This is a genomic window from Paractinoplanes rhizophilus (assembly GCF_042664765.1).
In the GTDB taxonomy this organism is placed as follows: Bacteria; Actinomycetota; Actinomycetes; order Mycobacteriales; family Micromonosporaceae; genus Actinoplanes; species Actinoplanes rhizophilus.
On record NZ_JBHTBJ010000026.1, the window covers coordinates 87,815 to 110,036 of the forward strand.

Sequence of the window (22,222 nt, forward strand, 5' to 3'; positions counted from 1 at the left end):
GGATGCGCGCCCGGATCGTCCTGATCGCCCTGTCGCTGTCCACCTTCTTCTTCGTCACCGTCGAGACCCTCCCGATCGGCCTGCTCCCGCAGATCGCCGAGGGCGTGCACGTGCCCGCGTCGGCGGTGGGGCTGCTCGTCACCGCGTACGGCCTGGTCGTCGTGGTCGCGACGATCCCGCTCACCCGGCTCACCCATCGGTGGCCGCGCCGCCGCCTGCTCACCGCGCTGCTGCTGGTCGCGGCGTGCGCGACCGCCCTCTCGGCGATCGCCCCCAGCTACCCCTTCCTGCTGGGCGGCCGGGTGGTGACGGCGGTGAGCCAGGCCGTCTTCTGGGCGGTCGTGACACCCGCCGCCGCGAGTCTCTTCCCGCCGCGGGCGCGGGGTCGCGCCATCGCCGTCCTGTACGCCGGGAGCTCGGCCGGCCCGCTCGTCGGCGTGCCCGCCGGAACCTGGCTGGGCCAGCAGTTCGGCTGGCGGGTGCCCTTTCTGGCGCTGTCGGTCGTGGGCCTGCTCATCGCCGGCGTCGTCGTCAGCCTGATGCCGGGCATCGCGCCCGGCGAGAGCCACGCCGACCGGGGCTCCGAGCCCGACCGGGTCCGCTACCGCACCCTGATCGTGGCCACGGCCGTCACGGTCACCGGCGTGTTCACCGCGATCACGATCATCACGCCGTTCCTCACCGACGTCAGCGGCGTCCCGTCCTCGGCCATCGCGGTGATCCTGCTGATCCGCGGGGTGGCCGGCATGTCCGGGGTGGTCGTCGCGGGCTTCCTGCCCGATCGCCACACCTGGCGGGCGTTGGTGGCGCTGACCGCGCTGGAGACCGTCGCCCTGGCTCTGCAGGGTCTCTGGGCCACGCACGCGGGCGCGGCGGTGGTCGCCGTCGCGGCCGGCAGCTTCGCCCTGTCCGGGCTGGTCACGGTCAACGGGACCCGGGTGTTGCAGGTCGCCCCGGCCGGCACCGACCTGGCGTCGGCCGCCGTCTCCACCGCCTTCAACGTGGGCATCACGGCCGGCGCGCTGATCGGCAGCCTGATGCTGACCGCCAACCTGCGCGCCGCGCCGCTCGTGGCCGCCGCCTTCGCCCTGGGCGGGGTGATCACCTTGCTGGCCGAGCCGCGGCTGGCCCCCCACGCCGCCCGCGAGGATCCGGAGCGGGTCGGCGTGGGCTGATCCGGTGCGTCACTGGATGGCGAAGCTCGGGTGCGGCGGCTGGTTGTACGCGGTGTTCTGCCAGGCGATCGCCTCGCGGTACTGCGGGTCGTGCAGCAGCGTCACCACCCGCCGGCCGGTCTGGGTCGGCGTGCTGTAGATGCGCAGCGCGTTGTTGGCGCTCGTCGGCCAGATGACCTCCTCGCGCCAGTCGCCGAGGATGTCGCCGGACAGCGACGGCGTCGACTTGGTGCCGTTGTTGGAGTGCACGTCGGCGCCGGTCAGCAGCCGGGTGTCGCCGGAGGTGCCGTACTTGTCGATGTGCGTGCCGTCGAGCAGCTCGCGGGTGGCGTCGCCGTCCCACCAGATCACGAAGTTGGTCGAGCCGGGCTTGCGCGACGCGACCACCGCGCCGGAGGGGCTGCGCACGCCGTCGGCCGCCGCCGACCACGACTCGGCGCCCGGGCTGCCGGCCCAGATGTCGGCCGAGACCCCGCGCCCGTTGTCGCCGTTCGCCGACGTCGACCAGATGACCTGGCCGGTGCGGGCGTCGGCGAACCAGGACGACGGCTTGCTGCCGTCTTCGTCCACCTTGAACTCCTCCAGGCCCGGACGCGACGGGTCGAGATCGCCGACGTGCATGGCGTCGCCGTGGCCGTTGCCGTTGTTCCACAGCCGGCCGCCGTTGTCGTCGACCGCCATCGCGCCGTAGATGATCTCGTCGCGGCCGTCGGCGTCCACGTCGGCGATCGACAGCTGGTGGTTGCCCTGCCCGACGTAGGAGCCGTTGCCCGAGGAATTCGAGTCGAAGGTCCAGCGCCGGGTCAGCGTGCCGTTGCGGAAGTCCCAGGCCACGATCACCGACCGGGTGTAGTAGCCGCGCGCCATGATCACGCTCGGGCGGCTGCCGTCCAGGTAGGCGGTGCCGGCCAGGAAGCGGTCGACCCGATTTCCGTACGAGTCGCCCCAGCTGGAAACGGTGCCGCGCTGCGGCTCGTAGTTCACCGTGGACAGCGCGGCGCCGGTGCGGCCGTCGAACATCGTCAGGTACTCGGGACCGGAGAGAATGTAGCCGCTGGAGTTGCGGTAGTCGGCGCCCGCGTTGCCGATGACCCGGCCGGTGCCGTCCACGGTCGCGTCGGCGGTCTTCATGGCGACTTCCGCGTCGCCGTCGCCGTCGTAGTCGTACACCTGGAACTGGGTGTAATGCGCGCCGGCCCGGATGTTGCGGCCGAGGTTGATCCGCCACAGACGCGTGCCGTCGAGCTTGTAGCCGTCCACGTAGACCGGATCGGTCACACCCGACTGCGAGTTGTCCTTGGCGTTGTTCGGGTCCCACTTCAGGACGATGTCGAGCTTGCCGTCGCCGTCCAGGTCGCCGACGCTGGCGTCGTTCGCGGTGTAGAGGGAGCTGTTCGGATTCTGGATCGGCACGTCCAGATAGCCGTTGGCGAAGTTGAGCGCCGGGCCGTCGGCGGCCTGCTCCGAGCCGTTGACCACGGCCCGGACCGTGTACGTCTGACCGGCGGCGGCGCCGGAGTCGAGGTAGTTGGTGGAGCCGGTGATCGGGCTGGAGTTCAGCTTGCTGCTGCCGCGGTAGACGTTGAACGCGATGCCGCCCGGGTCGGTGCCGAGCAGCCGCCAGCTGATCAGGTTGCCGCTGCCGGAGTGGACGCTGACCACGCCGCGGTCGAGGCGTTCCATCTGCTTGCCGCCGATGGTGACCGGGCCGCTGCTGGGTGGCGGGGTCGTCGGCGGCGGGGTCGTCGGCGGCGGTGTGGTCGGGCTCGGGCTCATCGAGCTGGTCGGCGGCAAGGTCGTGTTCGTCGGCGCGGGGGCGCCGGTGCACGCCACCCCGTTGAGGGTGAAGGCCGCCGGGGTGGCGGCCTCGCCGTTGCCGTTGAAGCCGAAGCTGGTGGTGGCATTGGTGGCCAGCGCCGCGTTGTAACCGGCGTCCTTCACCCGGACGTCCCGGCCGGACTGGGTGGCCACGCCGCTCCACAGTTGACTGATCGTCTGCGAGCCGGGGAACGAGAAGGTCAGCGTCCACCCGTTGATCGGGTCGCCGAGGTTGGTCACGTCGACCGCCACCCCGAACCCGCCCGGCCAGGAATTGGTGACGGTGTACTTGACCCCGCAGCCCGCGGCCGCGTCCGCGCGCGCCGCGACGGCCATCAGCCCGGCGCCGACCGTGGCGGCGATGAAGATGGCGGCGAACTTTCTCCTGCTGGCCACGCGCGGCTCCTTAGATTTACAGTCTTGAATGGGAGCGCTCCCAGATTGAGCCCTCTCCCGCGGTTAGTCAAGGTCTCGCGGTTGGCCAAGGTCTCGCGGTTGGTCAAGGTCCGCACCCACATCCCGCCGTCCTCCGGGAGGACCCATGCAACGACGACGACTGGCGATCCTCGCCGGCACCACCAGCGCGCTGCTCATCGGCGCCGGCGTCACCGCCGGCCAGGCCTCGGCCGCGACCGGCTGCCAGGTGAGCTACACGATCTCGAGCCAGTGGCCGGGCGGCTTCGGCGCCGCCGTGGACGTCACCAACCTCGGCGACCCGGTCGACGGATGGTCGCTCGTGTTCACGTTCGGCGCCGGGCAGACCGTCACCCAGCTGTGGAACGGATCGGTGACCCAGTCCGGGTCGACGGTGACCGTCCGCAACGCCGGCTGGAACAACGCCATCGCCACCGGCGGCAAGGTCTCGTTCGGTTTCAACGGGTCTTGGACCGGCAGCAACCCGGTGCCGGCCTCGTTCGCCCTCAACGGCGTGACCTGCACCGGTGGCGTCACGCCGACGGTGACCCCCACGACGCCGCCCACGACGCCGCCCAGCACCCTGCCCCCGACCACTCCTCCGACGTCTCCCCCGACCTCTCCCCCGGTCGGCTCCCCGGTCAAGATCATGGCGCTGGGTGACTCGATCACCGGCTCGCCCGGGTGCTGGCGGGCCCTGCTGTGGCAGATGCTGCCCGCCGCCCGGGTCGACTTCGTCGGCACGCTGCCGCCCCAGGGCTGCGGCTTCCCCTACGACGGCGAGAACGAGGGACACGGCGGCTTCCTGGCCACCAGCGTCGCCAACCAGGACCAGCTGGTCGGCTGGCTGGCCGCCACCCACCCCGACGTGGTGATGATGCACTTCGGCACCAACGACGTGTGGAGCAACATCCCGACATCCACCATCCTGGCGGCCTACACCAGACTCGTCGGTCAGATGCGCGCTTCCAAGCCGGCCATGAAGATCCTGGTTGCCCAGATCATTCCGATGAACGCGAGCGCCTGCCCGGAGTGCGCGGCCCGGGTGGCCGGCCTCAACGCCGCGATCCCGGCCTGGGCGGCGTCACTGTCCACCACGGCCTCACCCATCACGGTCGTCGACCAGTGGACCGGCTTCAGCACCGCCACGGACACGTACGACGGCGTCCACCCGAACAACGCCGGCGACGTGAAAATCGCCAACCGCTGGTATCCGGCGGTCTCGGCCGCGATCTCGTAGCCGGGTCCTCGGCCGCGCCCCGTTTTTGGGGCGCGGCCCGGTGCCGACGCTGTCCTTTCCCGGCGGCTCCCCTCGTCAGATCTCGGAAGCCGCTTTCGCCACAGTGGACCCGGCAATGTCCCAGGTCAGGCCTCCTGGGTGGGAAAGTGTCGTACCCGGAGGGCATACTTCGGACCGCAACCCGGAAATCTGAGGAAGGCGGTCCGCATGGCGGACAAGGATCCGTTGGTAGACACCTGGCGGCAGATCATCACGGGCGACCAGAAGTCGTGGGTGCTGTTCGAGCACGGCACCTGCGTCGTGCTGGCCGATCCCGCGGACGATCTGGCGGCCCAGGCCGTAGCGATCCTCCGCGAGCACGGGCCGGTCCGGGCAGGCTCCCCCGCGGCGGACTTCGGCACGGTCCCCCTGGAGTCGGTCCCGGGCTGGGTGGTCACCAGCCACCACCCCGACATCCTGACCTACGTCTCCCCCGACGACACGGATCAGGACGACATCACCCAGGACGATGACAACACCCCGCTCGCCGTGGGCTTGATCGGCCGCGCCAACCGCGACCGCGACGCCCACGACCTGACGGTCATCCACGTGGAGGACAAACGCCCCTAGCCACCCGGCTCGCCGGCCACCCGGCGAACGCCGGCGGGCCACCACCCCCCGCGGCGACGGCCGCAGGGGCCCGGCGACGTCAGGGCGGCGAAGACCACAAGGCGCGGGCGGCGACGGCTACAAGGCGCGCGGCGGCGACGGGGGCGTCGGCCCAGGCACGGCCGTGACGACCGGCGGCACAGCGCGGAACGGGGCGGCGAGCGCAGGCACGACCGTGACGGCCGCACGCCGCGGAACGGGGCGCGGGGGCGGCGACCGCCACGGTGCGCACGAGCGCGGCGCGAGCTGCGGGCGCCGCGACAGGGGCACGGCGACGACCGCAAGGTGGGCGCGGCGCGGCGACGGCTGCGGAGCGCGGGCGCGGCGCGGCGACGGCTGCGGAGCGCGGGCGCGGCGACGGCCGTCGTTGGCGGACTGCCACGTTGCGAGCACGGTGCTGGGTTGAACGGATCGCGGCCGGGCGGAGGCTCGCTCGGGGTCCGCCCGTGACCGAAATGGTGAGCAGGTGGTAGGTGGTAGGGAGGGTCAAGCGAACGCAGCCCTTGCCCCCTCGCGCTGCCACGCTTCTGTGTGTCCGCGCCGCCGGGTGTGGGAGCCTCGGATGGCTGATCGCGGGAAAGTCGCGGAAAGGTGACTGTCATGATCTTCATTACCGCCAAGTTCCTCGTCAAGCCGGAGCACGCCGAGCAATGGCCGGAGATCGCGGGTCCGTTCACCCGGGCTACGCGGGGCGAGCCGGGGTGCATGTGGTTCGACTGGTCGCGCAGCCTCGACAATCCGCAGGAGTATGTGCTGGTCGAGGCGTTCCGGGACGGCGACGCCGGTGCCGCTCACGTGGGGTCGGCGCATTTCAAGCAGGCCCAGCGGGACCTGCCGCAGTATCTGGTGGCTACCCCGAAGATCATCAGCCAGACGATCGATCAGGACGACTGGTCGGAACTGGGCGAGCTGGCCGTCAAGTAAGCACCATGCGCGCCGCCGGGCAACACCGTCGGACAAGGACCGACGACGCGGGCCGGGCACCCGCGCGTCCTATCGGGCCGGACACCTTCCCGAGCCACGGCGGCCGGTTACGGAGCCGACCTCAGCGCCGAAAGTACCCAGGGTTCATCGCTGCCCGGTGCCGGTGCCGGTGCCGGTGCCGGTGCGGGATCGCGGTCTCGTTCTCGCGCCGGCCACGCTGCTCGCCGCCTTGCCGGGCCGGGGATCCCCGGCCCGGCAAGGAGTGCGGCCTCAGTGCGTCAGCTCGGGTTCGGATGTTGACGACGGCTCGGGTGTCTCGTCCTCGCCGGCCTCGTCGCGCACCTGGGTGAGCTTCGACGGCCACCACATCCAGCGGCCGATGTCGAGGTTGAGGGCGGTCACCAGGACCGAGCGGACGATCATCGTGTCCAGCAGGACGCCGAACGCCACCGCGAAGCCGATCTCGGCGAACGCAACCAGCGGCAGGCTGCCGAGGGCGGCGAACGTGCCGGCCAGGACGATGCCGGCCGAGGTGATGACGCCGCCGGTCGCGGCCAGCCCGATGAGCGAGCCGCGCCGGGTGCCGTGGACGCGGGCCTCCTCGCGTACCCGGGTCATCAGGAAAATGTTGTAGTCGATGCCGAGCGCGACCAGGAACACGAAGACGAACAGCGGGAACGACGTGTCCTCGCCGGACCAGCCGAACACGTGCCGGAAGACCAGCGCGCTGACGCCCAGCGCGGCCGCGAACGACAGCACCACGGTGAGGATCAGGATCACCGGCGCCAGGATCGCCCGCAGCAGCAGGGCCAGGATCAGCAGCACGACCAGCAGCACGAGCGGGATGATCAGCCGGTTGTCGTGCCGGTTGGCGGCGTTGATGTCGACCACCATCGCGGTCGCGCCGCCGACTTGGGCGTTGGCGCCGGGCACGGCGTGCACGGTGTCGCGGACCCGCTCGACCGTCGCCTGGGCGGCGGTGCTGTCGGGCGCGTCGGTCAGCGTGGCGTCCAGCTGGACCAGCCCGTTCTTCACCACCGGGTCGGCAACCGAGCTGATGCCCCGCACCCCGGCCAGGGCCTGGCGCACCTGGTCGGCCTGGGCCGCGTTGGCGATCACGGTGACCGGCTGGCCACCGCCCGCCGGGAAGTGCCGGCCGAGCGCCTCCTCGCCGACGACCGACGGCTGCTTGGTGGTGAAGCTGTCGGCGGTGGACAGGCCGTTGGCGTTGAGCTGCAGCAGGCCGAGCGCCATCACGCCGAGCGCCAGCGCCGTGCCGATCCAGACCGCGCGCGGGCGGCGGCCGATGCGGTTGCCGAGCCGCGCGTAGAAGCCGGTGGCGGTCGGCTCGCTGGTGCCGAACTTGGGCCGGGCCGGCCAGAACAGCCAGCGTCCGCAGATGACCAGCAGAGCCGGCAGCAGCGTGATCATGGCGAGCAGGCCGACCACGATGCCGAGCGCGGCGACCGGGCCGAGGCCGGAGGTCGAGTTGAGCTCGGCGAGCGTGAGGATCGACATGCCGACCGCGACGGTCGCGGCGCTCGCGATGATCGCCGGGCCGGCCCGGTGCAGGGCCAGCATCATCGCCTCGTGCCGGTCCTCGTGCTTGCGCAGTTCCTCGCGGTACCGCGCGACCAGCAGCAGCGCGTAGTCCGTCCCGGCGCCGAAGACCAGCACCGTGAGGATGCCGGCGCTCTGCGCGTTCACCACCAGGCCGGCGTGCTTGGCGAGCAGGTAGATCACCGCCTGCGCGCTGGTCAGCGCCACGCCCGCAGTGATGATCGGGAAGAGCCAGAGGACGGGGCTCCGATAGGTGATCAGCAGGATGATGGCGACCACGATCAGCGTCGTGTACAGCAGGGTGCCGTCGATGCCCTCGAACGCGCCGGCCGAGTCCGCCGCGTTGCCGGCCGGACCGGTCAGATAGATGGCGAGCCCGTCCCCACCCGTACCGGAAATGCCCTTGATCTCATCGACGACGTCGACGATCTTGTCCCACCCGTCCTCGTCGACCTTGACGTTCACCAGCGTCGACAGGGCGTCCTTGTCCTGCGCCGGGAGCGGGCCCTGCACCTGGCCGACGACGCCCTGGACGCCGGCGAAAGCCTTGGCGTCGGCGGCTGCCTTGGCCTGGTCGGCCGGCGTGATGCCGCTCGTGCGCTCATAGACGATGATCGCCGGGACGATGTCGTCCGGCTGGAACTGCTTCTGCAGATCCATCACGGCGGTGGACTCGGCGCCGCCCGGCAGCCACGCCGAGTTGTCGTTCTTCTCGACCCCGGTCAGCTTGCCCGCCAGCGGAGCGGCGAGCGCCAGCACCACGACCCACAACGCGAGCACGATCCATTTCGACCATCGGCCGCAGACCAGTCTCGCTATCCCACCCGTCGCCATCCTCGTCTCCCCCCGAGACGCCTGAAACCGTCTGACGGGCGAAGGGTATGCCGGACCCCGCGGCTGCCCCAACCCGATAAAGCCCAAGCTCAGGGTTATCTCAGGGAAGCGTCACGCAGGTCACAGTCGGAAGGTGCGCAGCGGGGTTGCGGTGTCGAGATCGGACAGCGCGCCAAAAGGGGTATTGGCATAATCGAACGGGTGACGAACTGGGAATACGCGCGGCTCGAATACCGCGCCGCCGGCACGCTCGGCACCGACCGATTCATGGACTGGACGGCCACTTTCCACCACCCCGGGGGCGTGTTGCGCTGGGGTACGGACGAGCGCTTCGACGACCTGCGCCACCTCAACCGGGCCGGCGCCGCGGGCTGGCAGGCGTACGCGCGAGCCGCGATCCACGTCAAGGACGAGCCGCATCGGCTGAGCAGCGTGACGTACGCCATGCGGCGCCCAGTACCGTAGGCGGGTGGCAAAGGAACAGGGCCGGAAGCTGATCGCCTCGAACAAGAAGGCGCGGCACGACTACGCGATCCTCAAGACGTACGAGGCGGGCCTGGTCCTGGCCGGCACCGAGGTGAAATCCCTGCGGGAGGGCCGCGCCTCCCTGGTCGACGCGTTCGCCCAGGAGTACGAGGGCGAGATCATGCTGTACGGCCTGCACATCGCGGAGTACGGCTACGGCAGCTGGACCAATCACGCCCCGCGCCGCACCCGCAAGCTGCTGCTGCACCGGATCGAGATCGCGAAGATCCTGAACCAGCTGCGCGACGGGAACGGCCTGACCCTGGTCCCGTTGTCGATGTACTTCAGCAACGGCTGGGCGAAGGTCGAGCTCGGCATGGCGCGGGGCCTGAAGTCGTACGACAAGCGGCAGGTGATGGCCGAGCGCGACGCCCGGAAGGAGATCGCCCGGGAGATGGGCCGCCGCCTCAAGGGCCGGCTGTAGCGCGAGGAACGGGGGGGTAGCGTGTGATCATGGTCGAATTCGGTCTGGACACGTTCGGCGACGTCACCGCCGACTCCCACGGCACTCGCCTGAGCTACGCCCAGGTCATCCGCAACGTGATCGAGCAGGCGGTGCTCGCCGACCGGCTCGGCGTGGACGCCTTCGGCCTGGGCGAGCACCACCGCGACGACTTCGCGGTCTCCGCCCCCGAGATCGTGCTCGCGGCGATCGCGAGCCGCACCGAGCGGATCGCCCTGGGCACCGCGGTCACCGTGCTCAGCTCCGACGACCCGGTCCGGGTCTACGAGCGGTTCGCGACGCTCGACGCGGTCTCCCACGGGCGCGCCGAGATCACGCTGGGCCGCGGCTCGTTCACCGAGTCCTTCCCGCTGTTCGGCTACGACCTGTCCGACTACGACCGCCTGTTCGCCGAGAAGGCGGACCTGATGGCGAAGCTGCTGACCGAGGGCCCGGTGACCTGGGAGGGAACCGTCCGGCCCGGCCTGAAGGATCAGCAGGTCTACCCCAAGACCGAGAGCGGGCGCATCCGCACGTGGATCGGCGTGGGCGGCAGCCCCGAGTCGGTGGTCCGGGCCGCCGAGTACGGCTTCCCGCTGGTGCTCGCGATCATCGGCGGCGCGCCCGCCCGGTTCGCGCCGTATGTCGAGCTCTACCGGCGGGCGCTGAAGGAGTTCGACCGGCCCGAGGACACCCCGGTCGCGGTGCACTGCCCCGGTTTCGTAGCCGAGACCGACGAGGAGGCCGCCGAGGTGCTGTGGCCGCACGTACGCGTCATGATGAACCGCATCGGGCGCGAGCGCGGGTGGCCGCCGCTGGCCCGGGACCGCTTCCAGGCCGACATCGACGAGGGCGCCTGGCACGCCGGGTCGCCCGAGACCGTCGCCCGGAAGATCGCCAAGACCGTCACGGACCTGGGCATCCAGCGTTTCGACCTGAAGTACTCGGCCGGCACGCTGCCGCACGAGCGCCTGATGGCCGGCATCGAGCTGTACGCCACGAAGGTCATCCCCCGAGTGAAGGAGTTGCTGGCATGAGCGCGCGCCTGGATTGGGCGGACCCGACTCTGCGGGAGTGGGACTGCACCGTCATCTCGGCCGACCCGGAGGCGGGCATCGTGCTCGACCGGTCCGCGTTCTACCCCGGCGGCGGCGGTCAGCCGCCGGACCACGGCGTGCTGCTGTGGCAGGGCGTGCAGACGCGGATCGTCGACACCCGCAAGGGCGACGACTTCTATCTGATCCCGGCGCCGGGCGACCCGGTCCCGCCGGCCGGGACGACGGTGCGCGGCGCGATCGACGACGAGCGGCGCAGCACGCTCATGCGCACCCACTCCGGCCTGCACATTCTCTGCGGCACGGTGTTCCGCGACTTCGGCGCGCTGGTCACCGGCGGCAACATGCAGCCGGGCGAGGCGCGCATGGACTTCAACCTGCCCGAGGTGCCGGCCGGCTTCAAGCAGTCCCTGGAGGACGCGGTCAACGCCGAGATCGCGGCCGACCGCAAGATCGTGGCGCGGATCCTGCCGCGCGAGGAGGCGCTGCGCATCCCGACGCTGGTGCGCACCCAGGACGCGCTGCCCCCGCTGGAGGAGCCGGAGATCCGGATCATCGACATCGTCGGGCTCGACGTGCAGGCCGACGGCGGCACGCACGTGGCCTCCACCGCGCAGGTGGGCCGGGTCGAGGTGGTCAAGGTCGAGAGCAAGGGCCGGCAGAACCGCCGCGTACGGATCCGCCTGGCCCCCGCCCGGTGACGATCCCGGTTACTTGACCTTGTACTTGGCGCAGAGCGTCGCGTACTTGCCGGCGCAGAGCTTGGCCTTGTCGACGAAGCCGTCCGCGACGACGTCCTTGACGTTCGCCGCGAAGATCGGCTGCGGATCGAGGCTGATGAACGGGACGTAACCGCCCGACTCCGGGTCCTTGATCTGCTCCCGGGTGGTCGGCTTGTTGCCCTTGAACAGGTCGATGGCCAGTTCCGCGGCCCTGGTCGCCTCGGGCCGGAGCGGCTTGTAGACCGTCATGCACTGGTCGCCGGCGAGCACCGCCTGCAGGCCCTCGATGGTGGCGTCCTGACCGGTGACCGGAACCTTGCCGGCCAGGCCCTTCGAGCGGAGCACCTTGATCGCCGCGCCGCCGAGGCCGTCGTTCGCGGAGAGGACGCCGGCGATCTTCGGCTGCTGCTGGAGCATCTGCGCGAAGATCTTCTCGCCCTCCTCGTTGTCCCAGTCCGGCACCGACTGGTCGGGGCCCTTGGTGTAGACCGCCGCGTCGTACTTCGGGTTGAGCAGCGAGTCGTACCCGGCCTTGAACAGGGTGGCGTTGTTGTCGGTGGGCGAGCCGTTGAGCTCGGCCACGATGGGGTTCTCGACGCCCTTGGCCGTCAGACACGAGATCAGGCCGCTGGCCTGCAGTTGCCCGACCTTCTCGTTGTTGAAGCTGACGTAGTAGTCGGCCCCGCCGTTGAGGGTCAGCCGGTCGTAGTCGATCGTCGGGATCTTCTTCGCCTTGGCCTTGTCGAGCACCTCTTTGCCGGTGTCCGAGTCCAGGTTCGCGATGATCAGCACCTTTACGCCGCTGTTCAGCATGTCGGTGCCGATCTTCACGAAGTTGGCCCGGTCGCCCTGCGCGTTCACGATCTCGACCGGCACGCCCGCCTTGTCGAACGCCGCCTTCAGGTACTTCGGGTCCTCGTTGGCCCAGCGCGTCGAGCTCTTGGTGTCCGGCATGATCACGCCGACCCGGGCCTTGCCCGAGCCGCTGCCGGACCCGCTGCCACCCTCGGCGTCACTCGAACCATCGGAGTCGTCACACGCCGTCATCGTGGCGGTAGCCAGCAGCCCGACCGTCGCGAGCGCCAGCAGCTTCTTGCGCATTTCCGAGAATTCCTCTCAGGTGGATCCCGACCTGTGTGGTCCGCCGAAAAAACGTCCCCCAGTATCGAGCAGCACACGATGCGCTCGACAAGGGGTACGGCGCCGGGGTGAAAGATAGTTCACCACCGGTGCGTATACATCGGCCGACTACCCAAAGTGCCCTCGGACCCTACGCCACCCGGCGGCGAATCCACCAGAAGCAGAAGATCGCGAGAAGCGCCGAAAGTACCACCAAAACGCCCAGTTCGCGCCACTGGAGGACCCAGAACTTGTCGGCGCCCAGGTAGATCACCCGTTGTTTCAGATTCTGCGAAGCGATCCACCGGGCGCAGCCCCTCGGCCCGTCGTCGGGGGCGTCGGGACCGCAGTACTGCGGGTCGTACGGCCCGCGCCACTGCGCGCCCGCCGAGGTGAGCACGTCGTTGCTGAGGATCCAGGCGCCCCGGACCGGCGACTCGGCCTCGACCCGGATCACCCGCCGCGGGTCGTCGACGCCCAGGCTGATGCCCCCGACGCTCTCGGCCGTCAGCGTGGTCTCGTACGTGGTCCGCGCGACCAGATGCGGCCGGAGGAACCCGATCGTCAGGAACATCGTGAGCCCGACCGCCACCAGCGTGACCGCCATCGCCGCGACCGTGCGGCGCAGCAGCATGCCGATCGTCACCCCGGCCAGGAAGCCGAACAGTGCGTAGCCGACCGGCACCACCCCGCGCACCGTGAAGGTGTCCGGGCCCATCCAGCCGCCGGCCCGGTCGATCGGGCTGGCCCAGGCGGTGAAGGCCCAGCTGATCAGGCCGGCGACCGCGACCGTGGCCAGCCCGGCGCCGCCGAGCTTGATCGCCAGCCAACGGGTGCGGCCGACCGTCTGGTTCCACACCAGGCGATGGGTGCCGGCCTCCAGCTCGCGGGCGATCAGCGGGGCGCCCCAGAACAGGCCGATCAGCACGGGCAGGGCGTACAGCAGGACGCTGCCGGCGAAGAACAGCCGGCCGAAATACTCCCGCTGGGCCTGCCGGGCGAACTGGTCGGCGAGGGTCGCGCAGTCGGTGGCGCACCCCGTGTATCCCATGTCGCGGGCGAGGTCGAGCAGGGCGCCCCGGGTAATCCAGAAGGCGGCGACGATCGCCGCCGCGGCGGCGAGGCCGACCACGGCCTGGGTGCGGAACTGACGCCAGGTGAGCCAGATCATCGCTGCTTCTCCAGTACGCGATCGCGGCCGCCCTCCGCGGCCTCGGACATGTACGCCAGGACCAGGTCTTCGAGATCGATGCCGTCGACCGTGAACGCCGGGTCGTCGATCGGGGCGGAACTGCGCACGACCAGCGTCGACTGCACATCGGTGTGCCGGGCGTGCACCACCTGCCGGCCGCCCCCGAGCGTGGCCGGATCGAGGCGCGCGCCGGTGATCCGGTGGTGGGTGGCGAGCAGTTCCTCCACCTCGCCGGTGACCCGCACCCGGGACCGGACCAGCACCACCAGGTAGTCGCAGACCCGCTCGAGGTCGGCGACCAGGTGCGAGGACATGACGACGCTGGTGCCGGACTCGGCCACGTACTCCATCAGGCCCTGCAGGAACTCGCGGCGGGCCAGCGGGTCGAGGGCGGCGACCGGCTCGTCGAGCAGCAGCAGGTCGGGCCGTTTCGCGATGGCCACGGTCAGGGCGAGCTGGGCGCGCTGGCCGCCGGAGAGCTTGCCGGCCTTCTGCGCGGGGTCGAGGCCGAGCCGGTCGACGCGCTCGCGGGCCAGCGCGTCGTCCCACGCCGGGTTGAGGTGGGCGCCGAGGCGCAGGTGGTCAGCGACGGTGAACCCGGCGTAGACCGGGGTGTCCTGGGCGACGAAACCGACCCGCGGCGAGCCGCTGACCGGGTCCCCGCCGAGGACCGTGACCCGGCCGGCGGTGGGGCGCAGCAGGCCGCAGACGATCTGCAGCAGCGTCGACTTGCCGGCGCCGTTCGGCCCGACCAGGCCGACGACGTGCCCGGCCGGGATGTCAAGGGTGCAGTCGGACAGGGCCGGGCGCCTGCCGTAGCGCTTGGTGAGTCCTTCGGTGACGACCGCGCTGGTCATGCGTCATCCTCGCCTTCCCGCTCGTGCTGCCGAAAAACGGCGAAATGTGTTCGCGAACAGGGCCTCGATGCTCTCGTCGCCGAGGCCGGCGTCGCGGGCCTTGGCCAGCCAGCCCTCGAGGTCGCGGCGCAGCGGCTCGTGCGCGGCGACCTCCGCCTCGCCGCCGAGGGTGCGGGTGACGAAGGTGCCGAGGCCGGGCCGGGGCTGCACGAGCCCCTCGTACTCCAGCTCGCGGTAGGCCTTGAGCACCGTGTTCGGGTTGATGGCGACGCGGGCGACCACGTCCTTGACGGTGGGCAGCTTGTCGCCCTCCTTGAGCAGCCCGAGGCGCATGGCGTGCCGCACCTGCTGGATGAGCTGCATGTAGGGCGCGACGCCCGAGCGGGCGTCCAGATGGAACTCAATCATCGATACCTCTAATCAACTAGGTTCCTAGCACAATAGCAATAAAGGAGAGGCCGGGGTCAATGACCCCGGCCCCTCTCGGCCAGTTGTCTCAGCCAGTTACCAGTTGACGGCGATGTACTTCGACTCCAGGTACTCCAGGAGGCCCTCGTGGCCGCCCTCGCGCCCGATGCCGCTCTGCTTCACCCCGCCGAACGGCGCGGCCGGGTCGCTGACGAGGCCGCGGTTCAGGCCGACCATCCCCGCCTCGATCGCCTCGCTCACCCGCAGGCCCCGGGCCAGGTCGCCGGTGTACACGTACGCCACCAGGCCGAACTCGGTGTCGTTGGCGTACCGCACGGCCTCGTCCTCGGTGTCGAAGGTGACGATCGGCGCGACCGGCCCGAAGATCTCCTCCCGCAGGATCGGCGCGTCCCCAGGCAGCCCGGTCAGCACGGTCGGCGGGTAGTAGAAGCCCTCCCCCTCCGGCCGCTCGCCGCCGGTCACCGCGGTGGCGCCGCCGGAGAGCGCGGCCCGCACCAGGCCGTCGACCTTGGCCACGGTGTCCTCGTTGACCAGCGGGCCGACCTGCGTCTTCTCGTCGGTGCCCGGGCCCACGACCAGCCCGGCCATGCGCTCGGCGAGCCGCCGGGAGAACTCCTCGGCCACCGGCGCCTCGACGTAGAACCGGTTGGCCGCGGTGCACGCCTCGCCGCCGTTGCGCATCTTCGCGATCATCGCGCCGTCCAGCGCGGCGTCCAGGTCGGCGTCGGCGAAGACCAGGAACGGCGCGTTGCCGCCCAGCTCCATCGACGTGTTCACCACGTTGTCGGCCGCCTGGGCGAGCAGGATGCGGCCGACCTCGGTCGAGCCGGTGAACGACACCTTCCGTACCCGTGGGTCCTTGAGCATCTTCGAGACGACCTTGCCCGAGCTGCGCGACGGCAGCACGTTGACGACCCCGTCCGGGACGCCGGCCTCGGCCAGGATCGCGGCCATCGCCAGGGCCGTCAGCGGCGTGTCGCTGGCCGGCTTGAGGATCACCGTGCAGCCGGCCGCGAGAGCCGGACCGATCTTGCGGGTGGCCATCGCCGCCGGGAAGTTCCACGGCGTGACGAGCACGCAGACCCCGACCGGCTGCCGCACCACCAGGATCCGGTTGGCTCCGCTCGGCGCCGTGCTCACCAGGCCTTCGCCGCGCACGGCCTCCTCCGCGAACCAGCGGAAGAACTCGGCCGCGTAGGTGACCTCGCCCTTGGCGTCGACCAGGGCCTTGCCGTTCTCCAGGCTGATCAGCTTGGCGAGCTCGGCGGCCCGCTCGGTCATCAGCTCGAACGCCTTGCGCAGCGCCTCACCGCGTACCCGGGGAGGGGTCGCCGCCCAGGCCCGGCCCGCCGCGGCCGCCGCATCCACCGCCGCGATCGCGTCCGCCTCGCCGCCGTCGGCCACCGTGGCGATCACGCCGCCGGTCGCCGGGTCGAGCACATCGAAACGATCCCCCGAGGATGCGGGGACCCACTTGCCACCGATGAAGAGTTCAGTTTCCACAAGCCCCAGCATCGTCCTGCGGAGGCGGTCCCGCCAGGATTCCGCTATGACTGAGTCATGCATAGCGCCAACGTGGTGGTCGCCTGGCTCAACGCGACGCAGGATCGGCTGCGCGCCGAGATGCGCGGCCTCGGCGTCGAGGCGCGCGACCTGGCCGCCCTCACCCTGGTCGCCACGTACGACGGCTGTTCCCAGGACTGGCTGCGGCCACGGGTCGAGCTGACCCAGTCCGGGACGGTGCGGCTCGTCGACCGGCTCGCCGCCCGCGGACTGCTCTCCCGGGGCGCGTCCACCGGGCGCGGCGTGCCCCTGCACCTCACCCCGGCCGGCGCCGAGCTGTTGCGGTCCTGGTCGCAACGGCGCGACGCGGCGATCGCGGCGATGCTCGGCGGCCTGCCCGGCGACGTCCGCGCCGGCCTGGTCGACGGCATGGCCCGATCGCTGCTCGCCCAGCCGCGCGAGCGGGCCCACGCGGACGCGACGTGCCGGGTGTGCACGTGGCCGGCCTGCGGCGCGGACTGCCCGGTCGACCGCAGCGTGACCTCGTGACCGTCGCGCCCGCCCGCCGGCTTCCCGCCCCGGTCGGGCGCTGGGCGGGCGGTCGACCGGTGGGGCGCGCGCCGCGTCGCCGCCGCCGACCTCGCCGTGCGCCGCGCGGCCCTGCTGGCGCTGATCACGTCCGGCGCGGTCGCCGGCCACCTCCCGATCGCCGCCGTGCTGGTGGCCGGCGCCGTGTGCGGCGCGGCCAGCCCCGGCACCTACGCCGCCACCGGGTGGGCGATCCCCGCCTGGTCGACCCGCCCCGGCTCGGGCCGGCCAACACGGTGATCGGCCTGAGCGAGCAGTTGCCGCTGCTGGCCGCCGGCGTGCTGTTCGGGCCGTCGTTCGCCCTGCTCGGCCCGGTGTACGCGGTGGTCGGGCCGTCGTTCGCCCTGCTCGGCCCGGTGTACGCGGTGGTCGTGCCGGCCGCGCTGCTGCTCGGCGCGCTACCCGTCGTACGCTGGCTGCCGGCGGTTGGGGCCCGCTTCGCCGACGGACCGGCGCGCGGGTCACGCCGGATGCCGCGCCGGGTGGTCGCGCTGATCGCCCTGTCGACGGCGCGGCCGCCGGAGCGGTCCTTGCCTCGGTCGGCGCGCCGCAGCTCGTGCTGGCCGGCAGCGCGGCGGCGTGCGCGCTCGCCGGGGTCGCCGCGCTCACCGATCGCGGGCTGCGCGACGCCACCTGAGGCGAATGAACCAGCGTCCGGATGATTGGCCGGATGTAGGCGCACGATCGCGGCGGCCGGCCGCCGGCCGGCGTCCTATCTTGTCGGCATGGTGCTGGGGTTTCTGGGGCTCGGCGTGATGGGGCGGCCGATGGCCGCGAACCTGGTCACGGCCGGTCATCAGCTCGTCGTCTGGACCCGGTCCGGCGTGCCGCTCGACGGGGCACGCTTCGCCGCTGGGCCCGAGGAGGTCTTCGAGCAGGCCGAGGTCGTGTTTCTCACGCTGGCCGGCGCAGAGGCCATCGACGGCGTCCTCGGCCCGCACGTGGCCGGGCGGACCGTCGTCCACATGGGCACGACCTCGCCCGGGTACTCGGCCGGCGTCCGGGACCGGATCGTGGCGGCCGGTGGGCGCTACGTCGAAGCGCCGGTGTCGGGGTCGCGGGGGCCGGCCGAGGCCGGACAGCTCGTCGCGATGCTGGCCGGAGAAGAACCGGACCGCGATCTCGTACGGCCGTTGCTGGCGCCCATGTGCCGGGCGGTGGTGGACTGCGGATCCGTGCCGAACGGGCTGCTCATGAAGCTGGCGGTCAACACGTTCCTGATCAGCATGGTCACCGGCCTGGCCGAGGCGTTCCACTTCGCCGAGGGGCACGGGCTCGACCTGACCGTCCTGCGGAGCGTGCTGGACGCGGGGCCGATGGCCAGCTACGTGTCGCGGGGCAAGGCGGAAAAGATCGTGGACGGCGACTTCGCGGTGCAAGCGTCGGTGCGGGACGTGCACTACAACAACCGGCTGATCGTGGCGGCGGCCGCCGAGCGCGGAATCGCGGCGCCGCTGCTGGACGTGTGCCGCGAGCTCTACGCGGAGACCGAGGAGCAGGGTTTCGGCGGGGAGGACATGGTGGCCGTCATCCGGGCGATGTTGTCGCGAAGCGGGCTCGGTACGCCGACGGGGAGCAGCCGAAGCGCCGCTGGAAGTGCTGCCGCAGCAGCGCCGCCGAGCTGAACCCGGCGCGGCCGGCGGCCTCCTCGACACCGACGCGCGGGTCGGTCTCGAGCAGCTGCTGGGCCAGGCGGACCCGCTGCTCGAGGATCCACGCGTACGGGCTGGTGCCGGTGGCGGCCCGGAATCGGCGCGCGAACGACCTGGTCGACAGGAAGGCGCGGCGGGCGAGGACGTCGATGGAGAGGTCCTCGTGCAGGTTGCCGAGGACCCACTCGAGCAGCTCGTCGATGCCGTTGTCGGGGCGGCGCGGCGGCGGGGGCGGCGCCTGGCGGGCCGCGCGCTGCGGGCCCAGAACCATGCCGCGGGCGACCGCCTCGGCGGCCGCGGAGCCGTGGTCCATGCGGATCAGGTGCAGGCACAGGTCGATCCCGGCCGCGGTGCCGGCCGAGGTGAAGATGGGGTCGTCGTCGACGTACAGCACGGAGGGGTCGACGTGGACGGCCGGGAACCACTCGCGCATCCGGTCGGCATGCAGCCAATGCGCGGCGACCGTACGGGAATCGAGAAGGCCGGCCGACGCCAGGACGAAGCCGGCCGTGCAGACCGCGACCACCCGCGCGCCCCGGTCGACGGCGGCGTGCAGCGCCGCCGAGACCGCCGGGCTCACCTCGCGCGTCGGCGAAGCCGGCGGCGCCACCGCGACCAGGTCGGCCGCCGCCAGCCGGTCGAGGCCCTCGGTCGGCGTGACGTGCAGGCCGCCCGAGGTGGGCACGGGCACGCCGGGATGCTCGGAGCAGATCGCGAAGTCGAAGGCGGGCACGCCCCGGCCGGTCCGGTCGATCCCGAACACCTCGCAGTAGACGGCCAGCTCGAACGGGAGAACCGTAGACGTCATCAACACGGCAACGTTCCGCACGCCATCGAGCCTGCCAGCGCGAACACGCGGGCGGGACAGCCAGTTGACCGAAGGTGGCCCGGCCGCGCGGCAAGCTCACTAAGCTGCGCGCGTGGCGAAGTATTTCGACGTGCATCCGGTCAATCCGCAGCCGCGCGCGATCCGGCAGATCGTGGACATCGTGCGGGCCGACGGGCTGATCGCCTACCCGACCGACTCGTGCTTCGCGCTCGGCTGCCGGATGGGCAACAAGGACGGCCTCGACCGGATCCGGGAGATCCGGCACCTCGACGACCGGCACCACTTCACCCTGATGTGCCGCGACTTCGCCCAGCTCGGCCAGTTCGTGCAGATCAACAACGCGTCGTTCCGCCTGGTCAAGGCGTCGACCCCGGGGCCGTACACGTTCATCCTGCCGGCCACCAAGGAGGTGCCGCGCCGGCTGTGGCACCCGCGGAAGAAGACCGTCGGAGTGCGGATCACCGAGCACGTGGTGGCCCAGGCCCTGTTGGCCGAGCTCGGCGAGCCGCTGGTCTCCAGCACGCTGCTGCTGCCCGGGCACGAGGAGCCGATGACGGTGGGCTGGGAGATCAAGGAGGAGCTCGACCACGCGCTGGACGCCGTGGTCGACTCGGGCGAGTGCGGCGTCGAGCCGACCACGGTGATCGACCTCTCCGGCGGCGAGCCCGAGATCGTCCGGGCCGGCGCCGGCGACGTCGCCCGCTTCGAGTGAGGGTGTGGCGCGTTGCCCGCTCCGCCGGCGAGGCCTATTGGCGCTGGTGGCAGAGATTGCGGCGGGGTCGTTGGCCGGGGTCGACGAGGGGCGGTGGGATGAAATCCGGGCGCCGGTCGGCGCCGAGCCGAATCTGCCAGCCCGCGCCGGGCTCGTGGACGAGGCGGTGGTGGTGGCGGCAGAGCAGCACGAGGTTGTCCAGGCTGGTCTCGCCGCCATCGTTCCACGCGGTGATGTGATGGGCGTCGGTCCAGCGTGGCGGCAGGTCGCAGTCGGGAAAGGCGCAGCCCTGATCACGGACGTGCAGGGCGCGGCGCAACGCCCCGGTGGCCAGCCGCCGGGCGCGGCCGGTGTCGAGGACCTGGCTGTTGCCGCCGAGCACCACCGGAAGGATCCGGGCGTCGCAGGCCAGCCGCCGCACCGTCGCGGCGGACAATCGCTGACCGGTGTCGGTGCGGGCGGTGCCGAGGGTCCGGGTCAGCGGCTGGTAGGCGACCGTGACCGCCAGTTGGGGTGGTTCCCCGCCGTCGTCGGGCAGCTTCTCGGTGCGCAACGCCAGCCGGCACACGTCGACCAGCGCATCGGCGCGGCGTTGCGGAGCGGTGCGGTCGTCCTCGGGCAAGGGACGGCACAAGGGATGGAGGGCGGCCTGCACGGTGGCGGCGTCCTCGGCGCCGAGCACGCCGGACACCCGGACCAGGCCGTCGACCGGCAGCGACAGGGTCAGTGCGCGGCGGCGGCGGGCGCGGGCCTCCTGCCGGGTCAGTGCGGCCTCGTCGGCCCGCTCGAGCAACTCCGGAGCGACGTGCGCGAGGATTCGCTCACCGACCCGCCGCAACTGGTACGCGGGCAGCCGATCCGCCATGTCGATCATCGTTTGCTCGGCCTGGCCGACGATCCGGGCGGCCTCGTCGGCGGCGATGTCGTCGAAGTCGCCGAGGTCGGCCGGGATGGCCTCGACGGTCGTCGCGATCACCGCGGCCTGACGCAGATCGGCGTGGCCGTCCAGGACCGCCCGCTCGATCACCGGCCGGCGCAGGGCGGTCGCGGCCTCGGCGAGCTCCCGCGCCGGCTGCGGGTCGAGCATCAGCAGGGTGCGTAGCCATCGGGCGGTGGACCGATACCCCTGGGCCGCGGGCACGCCACGGGCGTCGGCCTGCCGCACCAGCTGTGCTTGCAGGACCTGAGCGGCTTGGGTCAGGCGATGTGCGGCGCGCAGCGTGTCGGTGAGATCGTCGTCGGAGAGCGGCCAGAGCGGGGCCGCGGCGAGTTTCGCCGTGTCCTCGCTGAGCTCCTTCACATCCACCAACATGGCGACCACATTAGAACACCCGTACGACAGTTCCGGCTTCCGCGGGTAGTCCGAAGCGACCCCGCCGAGGTAGAGGTAGAAGCCGAAGCCACGTCGTTGGACAAGCCGGATCTTGGCGTTGATGCCTTCGAGGCGGGAGTGGGACAGGCCGAGTTCGGCGGCGACGACGACGTCGGCGCGTTTCTCGATCCAGCGTGCCAGGTTGCGGGCGTCGGTGGGGGCGGTCGTGCGGGAGAGATCGCGTAGCTGTTCTTTGAGTTCTCCGGTGCGCCAAAGCCGGTAGCGGTGACGCCGGAGCAGGCTCAGGATCTGGCGGTGTTGGTCGTCGAGGTTCTCCCGGCCGCGCCGGCGAAGCGGGCGCGGCGCCAGTCGCGGCGCTCGGGCATGCCGGCGCCAGACGGCATGGTGGGTGCTTCGGCCCGGTAGACCGATTCGACGACTTCGTTGGTCCACTTGATCACGTGGAACGGGTCGAGGCAGATCCGGGCTTGTGGGACCTGTTCGCGGGTGACGGGCAGGTAGACGCTGCTGCCGTCGAGGCTGATCCCTCTCGGTCAAGATCGTGTGAGACACCCCGTGTGACTGTGGGGTGGTGACCTGAGGGCGGGGATCGGAGATCCTTGTGAGCGTGTCCACTTCATCTGACAAGCAGCCGGCGGCGGCCGGTGACGG

Annotated in this window: 23 protein-coding genes; 13 read left to right on the top strand and 10 right to left on the bottom strand. The window is 71.5% G+C overall.

Annotation, left to right across the window (positions count from 1 at the left end; translation table 11 throughout):
* Positions 1-2: 2 nt before the first annotated feature.
* Complete coding sequence (locus ACFQS1_RS28085; protein WP_378974013.1) at positions 3-1,175, top strand: MFS transporter; 1,173 nt, start codon at positions 3-5, stop codon at positions 1,173-1,175.
* Between the two features lie 9 nt (positions 1,176-1,184).
* Here the strand turns inward: ACFQS1_RS28085 and ACFQS1_RS28090 are convergent, their stop codons facing one another.
* Positions 1,185-3,329, bottom strand: a complete 2,145-nt coding sequence (locus ACFQS1_RS28090; RefSeq protein WP_378974057.1) for a rhamnogalacturonan lyase family protein — start codon at positions 3,327-3,329, stop codon at positions 1,185-1,187.
* A gap of 205 nt (positions 3,330-3,534) precedes the next feature.
* Between ACFQS1_RS28090 and ACFQS1_RS28095 the strand changes: the two genes are divergently transcribed.
* The 3 genes from ACFQS1_RS28095 (at position 3,535) to ACFQS1_RS28105 (ending at position 6,219) form a co-directional block, all read left to right on the top strand.
* Entirely contained in the window at positions 3,535-4,647 is a 1,113-nt protein-coding gene (locus ACFQS1_RS28095) for a cellulose binding domain-containing protein (RefSeq protein ID WP_378974015.1), read from the top strand.
* Positions 4,648-4,854: 207 nt separating this feature from the next.
* Positions 4,855-5,256: a hypothetical protein gene (locus ACFQS1_RS28100; RefSeq protein WP_378974018.1), complete on the top strand. Its 402-nt coding sequence runs from the start codon at positions 4,855-4,857 to the stop codon at positions 5,254-5,256.
* A 639-nt stretch (positions 5,257-5,895) separates the two neighbouring features.
* The gene (locus ACFQS1_RS28105; protein WP_378974020.1) at positions 5,896-6,219 is read left to right on the top strand and encodes a putative quinol monooxygenase; all 324 of its coding nucleotides are present in this window, start codon (positions 5,896-5,898) and stop codon (positions 6,217-6,219) included.
* Positions 6,220-6,489: 270 nt separating this feature from the next.
* Here ACFQS1_RS28105 and ACFQS1_RS28110 read toward each other — a convergent pair whose 3' ends face one another.
* On the bottom strand, positions 6,490-8,613 hold the full coding sequence (locus ACFQS1_RS28110; RefSeq protein ID WP_378974022.1) for an MMPL family transporter: 2,124 nt from the start codon (positions 8,611-8,613) through the stop codon (positions 6,490-6,492).
* A 201-nt stretch (positions 8,614-8,814) separates the two neighbouring features.
* Between ACFQS1_RS28110 and ACFQS1_RS28115 the strand changes: the two genes are divergently transcribed.
* Genes ACFQS1_RS28115 through ACFQS1_RS28130 form a run of 4 tightly spaced genes read left to right on the top strand, consistent with a single transcriptional unit; the run spans position 8,815 to position 11,336 of the window.
* The gene (locus tag ACFQS1_RS28115; RefSeq protein ID WP_020517247.1) at positions 8,815-9,078 is read left to right on the top strand and encodes a hypothetical protein; all 264 of its coding nucleotides are present in this window, start codon (positions 8,815-8,817) and stop codon (positions 9,076-9,078) included.
* A gap of 4 nt (positions 9,079-9,082) precedes the next feature.
* Complete coding sequence (gene smpB, locus ACFQS1_RS28120) at positions 9,083-9,562, top strand: SsrA-binding protein SmpB (protein ID WP_378974025.1); 480 nt, start codon at positions 9,083-9,085, stop codon at positions 9,560-9,562.
* 29 nt (positions 9,563-9,591) lie between these two features.
* Positions 9,592-10,617, top strand: a complete 1,026-nt coding sequence (locus tag ACFQS1_RS28125) for an LLM class flavin-dependent oxidoreductase (RefSeq protein ID WP_378974028.1) — start codon at positions 9,592-9,594, stop codon at positions 10,615-10,617.
* A complete protein-coding gene (locus tag ACFQS1_RS28130; RefSeq protein ID WP_378974031.1) occupies positions 10,614-11,336 on the top strand; it encodes an alanyl-tRNA editing protein in 723 nt (240 codons plus the stop codon). Before ACFQS1_RS28125 ends, ACFQS1_RS28130 begins: the two co-directional genes overlap by 4 nt.
* Positions 11,337-11,345: 9 nt before the next feature.
* Here ACFQS1_RS28130 and ACFQS1_RS28135 read toward each other — a convergent pair whose 3' ends face one another.
* The 5 genes from ACFQS1_RS28135 to ACFQS1_RS28155 all read right to left on the bottom strand — a co-directional run bounded on the left by ACFQS1_RS28135 (position 11,346) and on the right by ACFQS1_RS28155 (position 16,469).
* Positions 11,346-12,458 carry a sugar ABC transporter substrate-binding protein gene (locus ACFQS1_RS28135; RefSeq protein WP_378974034.1) on the bottom strand — a complete coding sequence of 371 codons (1,113 nt, stop codon included), beginning with the start codon at positions 12,456-12,458 and terminating at the stop codon, positions 11,346-11,348.
* A gap of 169 nt (positions 12,459-12,627) precedes the next feature.
* Entirely contained in the window at positions 12,628-13,647 is a 1,020-nt protein-coding gene (locus tag ACFQS1_RS28140) for an ABC-2 transporter permease (RefSeq protein WP_378974036.1), read from the bottom strand.
* Positions 13,644-14,525: an ABC transporter ATP-binding protein gene (locus ACFQS1_RS28145; protein WP_378974038.1), complete on the bottom strand. Its 882-nt coding sequence runs from the start codon at positions 14,523-14,525 to the stop codon at positions 13,644-13,646. Before ACFQS1_RS28145 ends, ACFQS1_RS28140 begins: the two co-directional genes overlap by 4 nt.
* A 3-nt stretch (positions 14,526-14,528) precedes the next feature.
* Positions 14,529-14,933, bottom strand: coding sequence for a GntR family transcriptional regulator (locus ACFQS1_RS28150; protein ID WP_378974040.1), 405 nt, complete (start codon positions 14,931-14,933; stop codon positions 14,529-14,531).
* A 96-nt stretch (positions 14,934-15,029) separates the two neighbouring features.
* Positions 15,030-16,469, bottom strand: coding sequence for an NAD-dependent succinate-semialdehyde dehydrogenase (locus tag ACFQS1_RS28155; RefSeq protein ID WP_378974060.1), 1,440 nt, complete (start codon positions 16,467-16,469; stop codon positions 15,030-15,032).
* A 45-nt stretch (positions 16,470-16,514) separates the two neighbouring features.
* Between ACFQS1_RS28155 and ACFQS1_RS28160 the strand changes: the two genes are divergently transcribed.
* From ACFQS1_RS28160 to ACFQS1_RS28175, 4 genes are all read left to right on the top strand, one after another.
* Positions 16,515-17,006 (top strand): MarR family winged helix-turn-helix transcriptional regulator, encoded by a 492-nt coding sequence (locus tag ACFQS1_RS28160; RefSeq protein WP_378974042.1) that lies wholly within the window; start codon positions 16,515-16,517, stop codon positions 17,004-17,006.
* Between the two features lie 96 nt (positions 17,007-17,102).
* On the top strand, positions 17,103-17,285 hold the full coding sequence (locus ACFQS1_RS28165) for a hypothetical protein (RefSeq protein ID WP_378974045.1): 183 nt from the start codon (positions 17,103-17,105) through the stop codon (positions 17,283-17,285).
* Entirely contained in the window at positions 17,231-17,707 is a 477-nt protein-coding gene (locus tag ACFQS1_RS28170) for a hypothetical protein (RefSeq protein ID WP_378974047.1), read from the top strand. The genes ACFQS1_RS28165 and ACFQS1_RS28170 overlap by 55 nt, the downstream gene beginning before the upstream one ends.
* 63 nt (positions 17,708-17,770) lie before the next feature.
* Positions 17,771-18,670, top strand: coding sequence for an NAD(P)-dependent oxidoreductase (locus ACFQS1_RS28175; protein ID WP_378974049.1), 900 nt, complete (start codon positions 17,771-17,773; stop codon positions 18,668-18,670).
* Here the strand turns inward: ACFQS1_RS28175 and ACFQS1_RS28180 are convergent.
* Complete coding sequence (locus ACFQS1_RS28180; protein ID WP_378974052.1) at positions 18,573-19,505, bottom strand: GlxA family transcriptional regulator; 933 nt, start codon at positions 19,503-19,505, stop codon at positions 18,573-18,575. The genes ACFQS1_RS28175 and ACFQS1_RS28180 overlap by 98 nt on opposite strands.
* A 112-nt stretch (positions 19,506-19,617) precedes the next feature.
* Here ACFQS1_RS28180 and ACFQS1_RS28185 point away from each other — a divergent pair, with 112 nt between their 5' ends.
* Positions 19,618-20,238 carry an L-threonylcarbamoyladenylate synthase gene (locus ACFQS1_RS28185; protein ID WP_378974054.1) on the top strand — a complete coding sequence of 207 codons (621 nt, stop codon included), beginning with the start codon at positions 19,618-19,620 and terminating at the stop codon, positions 20,236-20,238.
* A 34-nt stretch (positions 20,239-20,272) separates the two neighbouring features.
* Here the strand turns inward: ACFQS1_RS28185 and ACFQS1_RS28190 are convergent, their stop codons facing one another.
* The gene (locus ACFQS1_RS28190) at positions 20,273-21,550 is read right to left on the bottom strand and encodes an HNH endonuclease signature motif containing protein (protein ID WP_378974062.1); all 1,278 of its coding nucleotides are present in this window, start codon (positions 21,548-21,550) and stop codon (positions 20,273-20,275) included.
* 302 nt (positions 21,551-21,852) lie between these two features.
* On the bottom strand, positions 21,853-22,095 hold the full coding sequence (locus tag ACFQS1_RS28195; protein ID WP_378974064.1) for a transposase: 243 nt from the start codon (positions 22,093-22,095) through the stop codon (positions 21,853-21,855).
* Between the last annotated feature and the right edge of the window lie 127 nt (positions 22,096-22,222).

Bases quoted from the DNA above. Each gene is read 5' to 3' on its own strand.
- ACFQS1_RS28110 (WP_378974022.1), bottom strand. From the start codon at position 8,613: ATGGCGACGGGTGGGATAGCGAGACTGGTCTGCGGCCGATGGTCGAAA.
- ACFQS1_RS28175 (WP_378974049.1), top strand. From the start codon at position 17,771: ATGGTGCTGGGGTTTCTGGGGCTCGGCGTGATGGGGCGGCCGATGGCC.
- ACFQS1_RS28100 (WP_378974018.1), top strand. From the start codon at position 4,855: ATGGCGGACAAGGATCCGTTGGTAGACACCTGGCGGCAGATCATCACG.
- ACFQS1_RS28130 (WP_378974031.1), top strand. From the start codon at position 10,614: ATGAGCGCGCGCCTGGATTGGGCGGACCCGACTCTGCGGGAGTGGGAC.
- ACFQS1_RS28105 (WP_378974020.1), top strand. From the start codon at position 5,896: ATGATCTTCATTACCGCCAAGTTCCTCGTCAAGCCGGAGCACGCCGAG.
- ACFQS1_RS28155 (WP_378974060.1), bottom strand. From the start codon at position 16,469: ATGCTGGGGCTTGTGGAAACTGAACTCTTCATCGGTGGCAAGTGGGTC.
- ACFQS1_RS28140 (WP_378974036.1), bottom strand. From the start codon at position 13,647: ATGATCTGGCTCACCTGGCGTCAGTTCCGCACCCAGGCCGTGGTCGGC.
- ACFQS1_RS28180 (WP_378974052.1), bottom strand. From the start codon at position 19,505: ATGACGTCTACGGTTCTCCCGTTCGAGCTGGCCGTCTACTGCGAGGTG.
- ACFQS1_RS28095 (WP_378974015.1), top strand. From the start codon at position 3,535: ATGCAACGACGACGACTGGCGATCCTCGCCGGCACCACCAGCGCGCTG.
- ACFQS1_RS28090 (WP_378974057.1), bottom strand. From the start codon at position 3,329: ATGGCCGTCGCGGCGCGCGCGGACGCGGCCGCGGGCTGCGGGGTCAAG.
- ACFQS1_RS28085 (WP_378974013.1), top strand. From the start codon at position 3: ATGCGCGCCCGGATCGTCCTGATCGCCCTGTCGCTGTCCACCTTCTTC.
- ACFQS1_RS28150 (WP_378974040.1), bottom strand. From the start codon at position 14,933: ATGATTGAGTTCCATCTGGACGCCCGCTCGGGCGTCGCGCCCTACATG.
- ACFQS1_RS28160 (WP_378974042.1), top strand. From the start codon at position 16,515: ATGCATAGCGCCAACGTGGTGGTCGCCTGGCTCAACGCGACGCAGGAT.
- ACFQS1_RS28125 (WP_378974028.1), top strand. From the start codon at position 9,592: ATGGTCGAATTCGGTCTGGACACGTTCGGCGACGTCACCGCCGACTCC.
- ACFQS1_RS28135 (WP_378974034.1), bottom strand. From the start codon at position 12,458: ATGCGCAAGAAGCTGCTGGCGCTCGCGACGGTCGGGCTGCTGGCTACC.
- ACFQS1_RS28190 (WP_378974062.1), bottom strand. From the start codon at position 21,550: ATGTTGGTGGATGTGAAGGAGCTCAGCGAGGACACGGCGAAACTCGCC.
- ACFQS1_RS28145 (WP_378974038.1), bottom strand. From the start codon at position 14,525: ATGACCAGCGCGGTCGTCACCGAAGGACTCACCAAGCGCTACGGCAGG.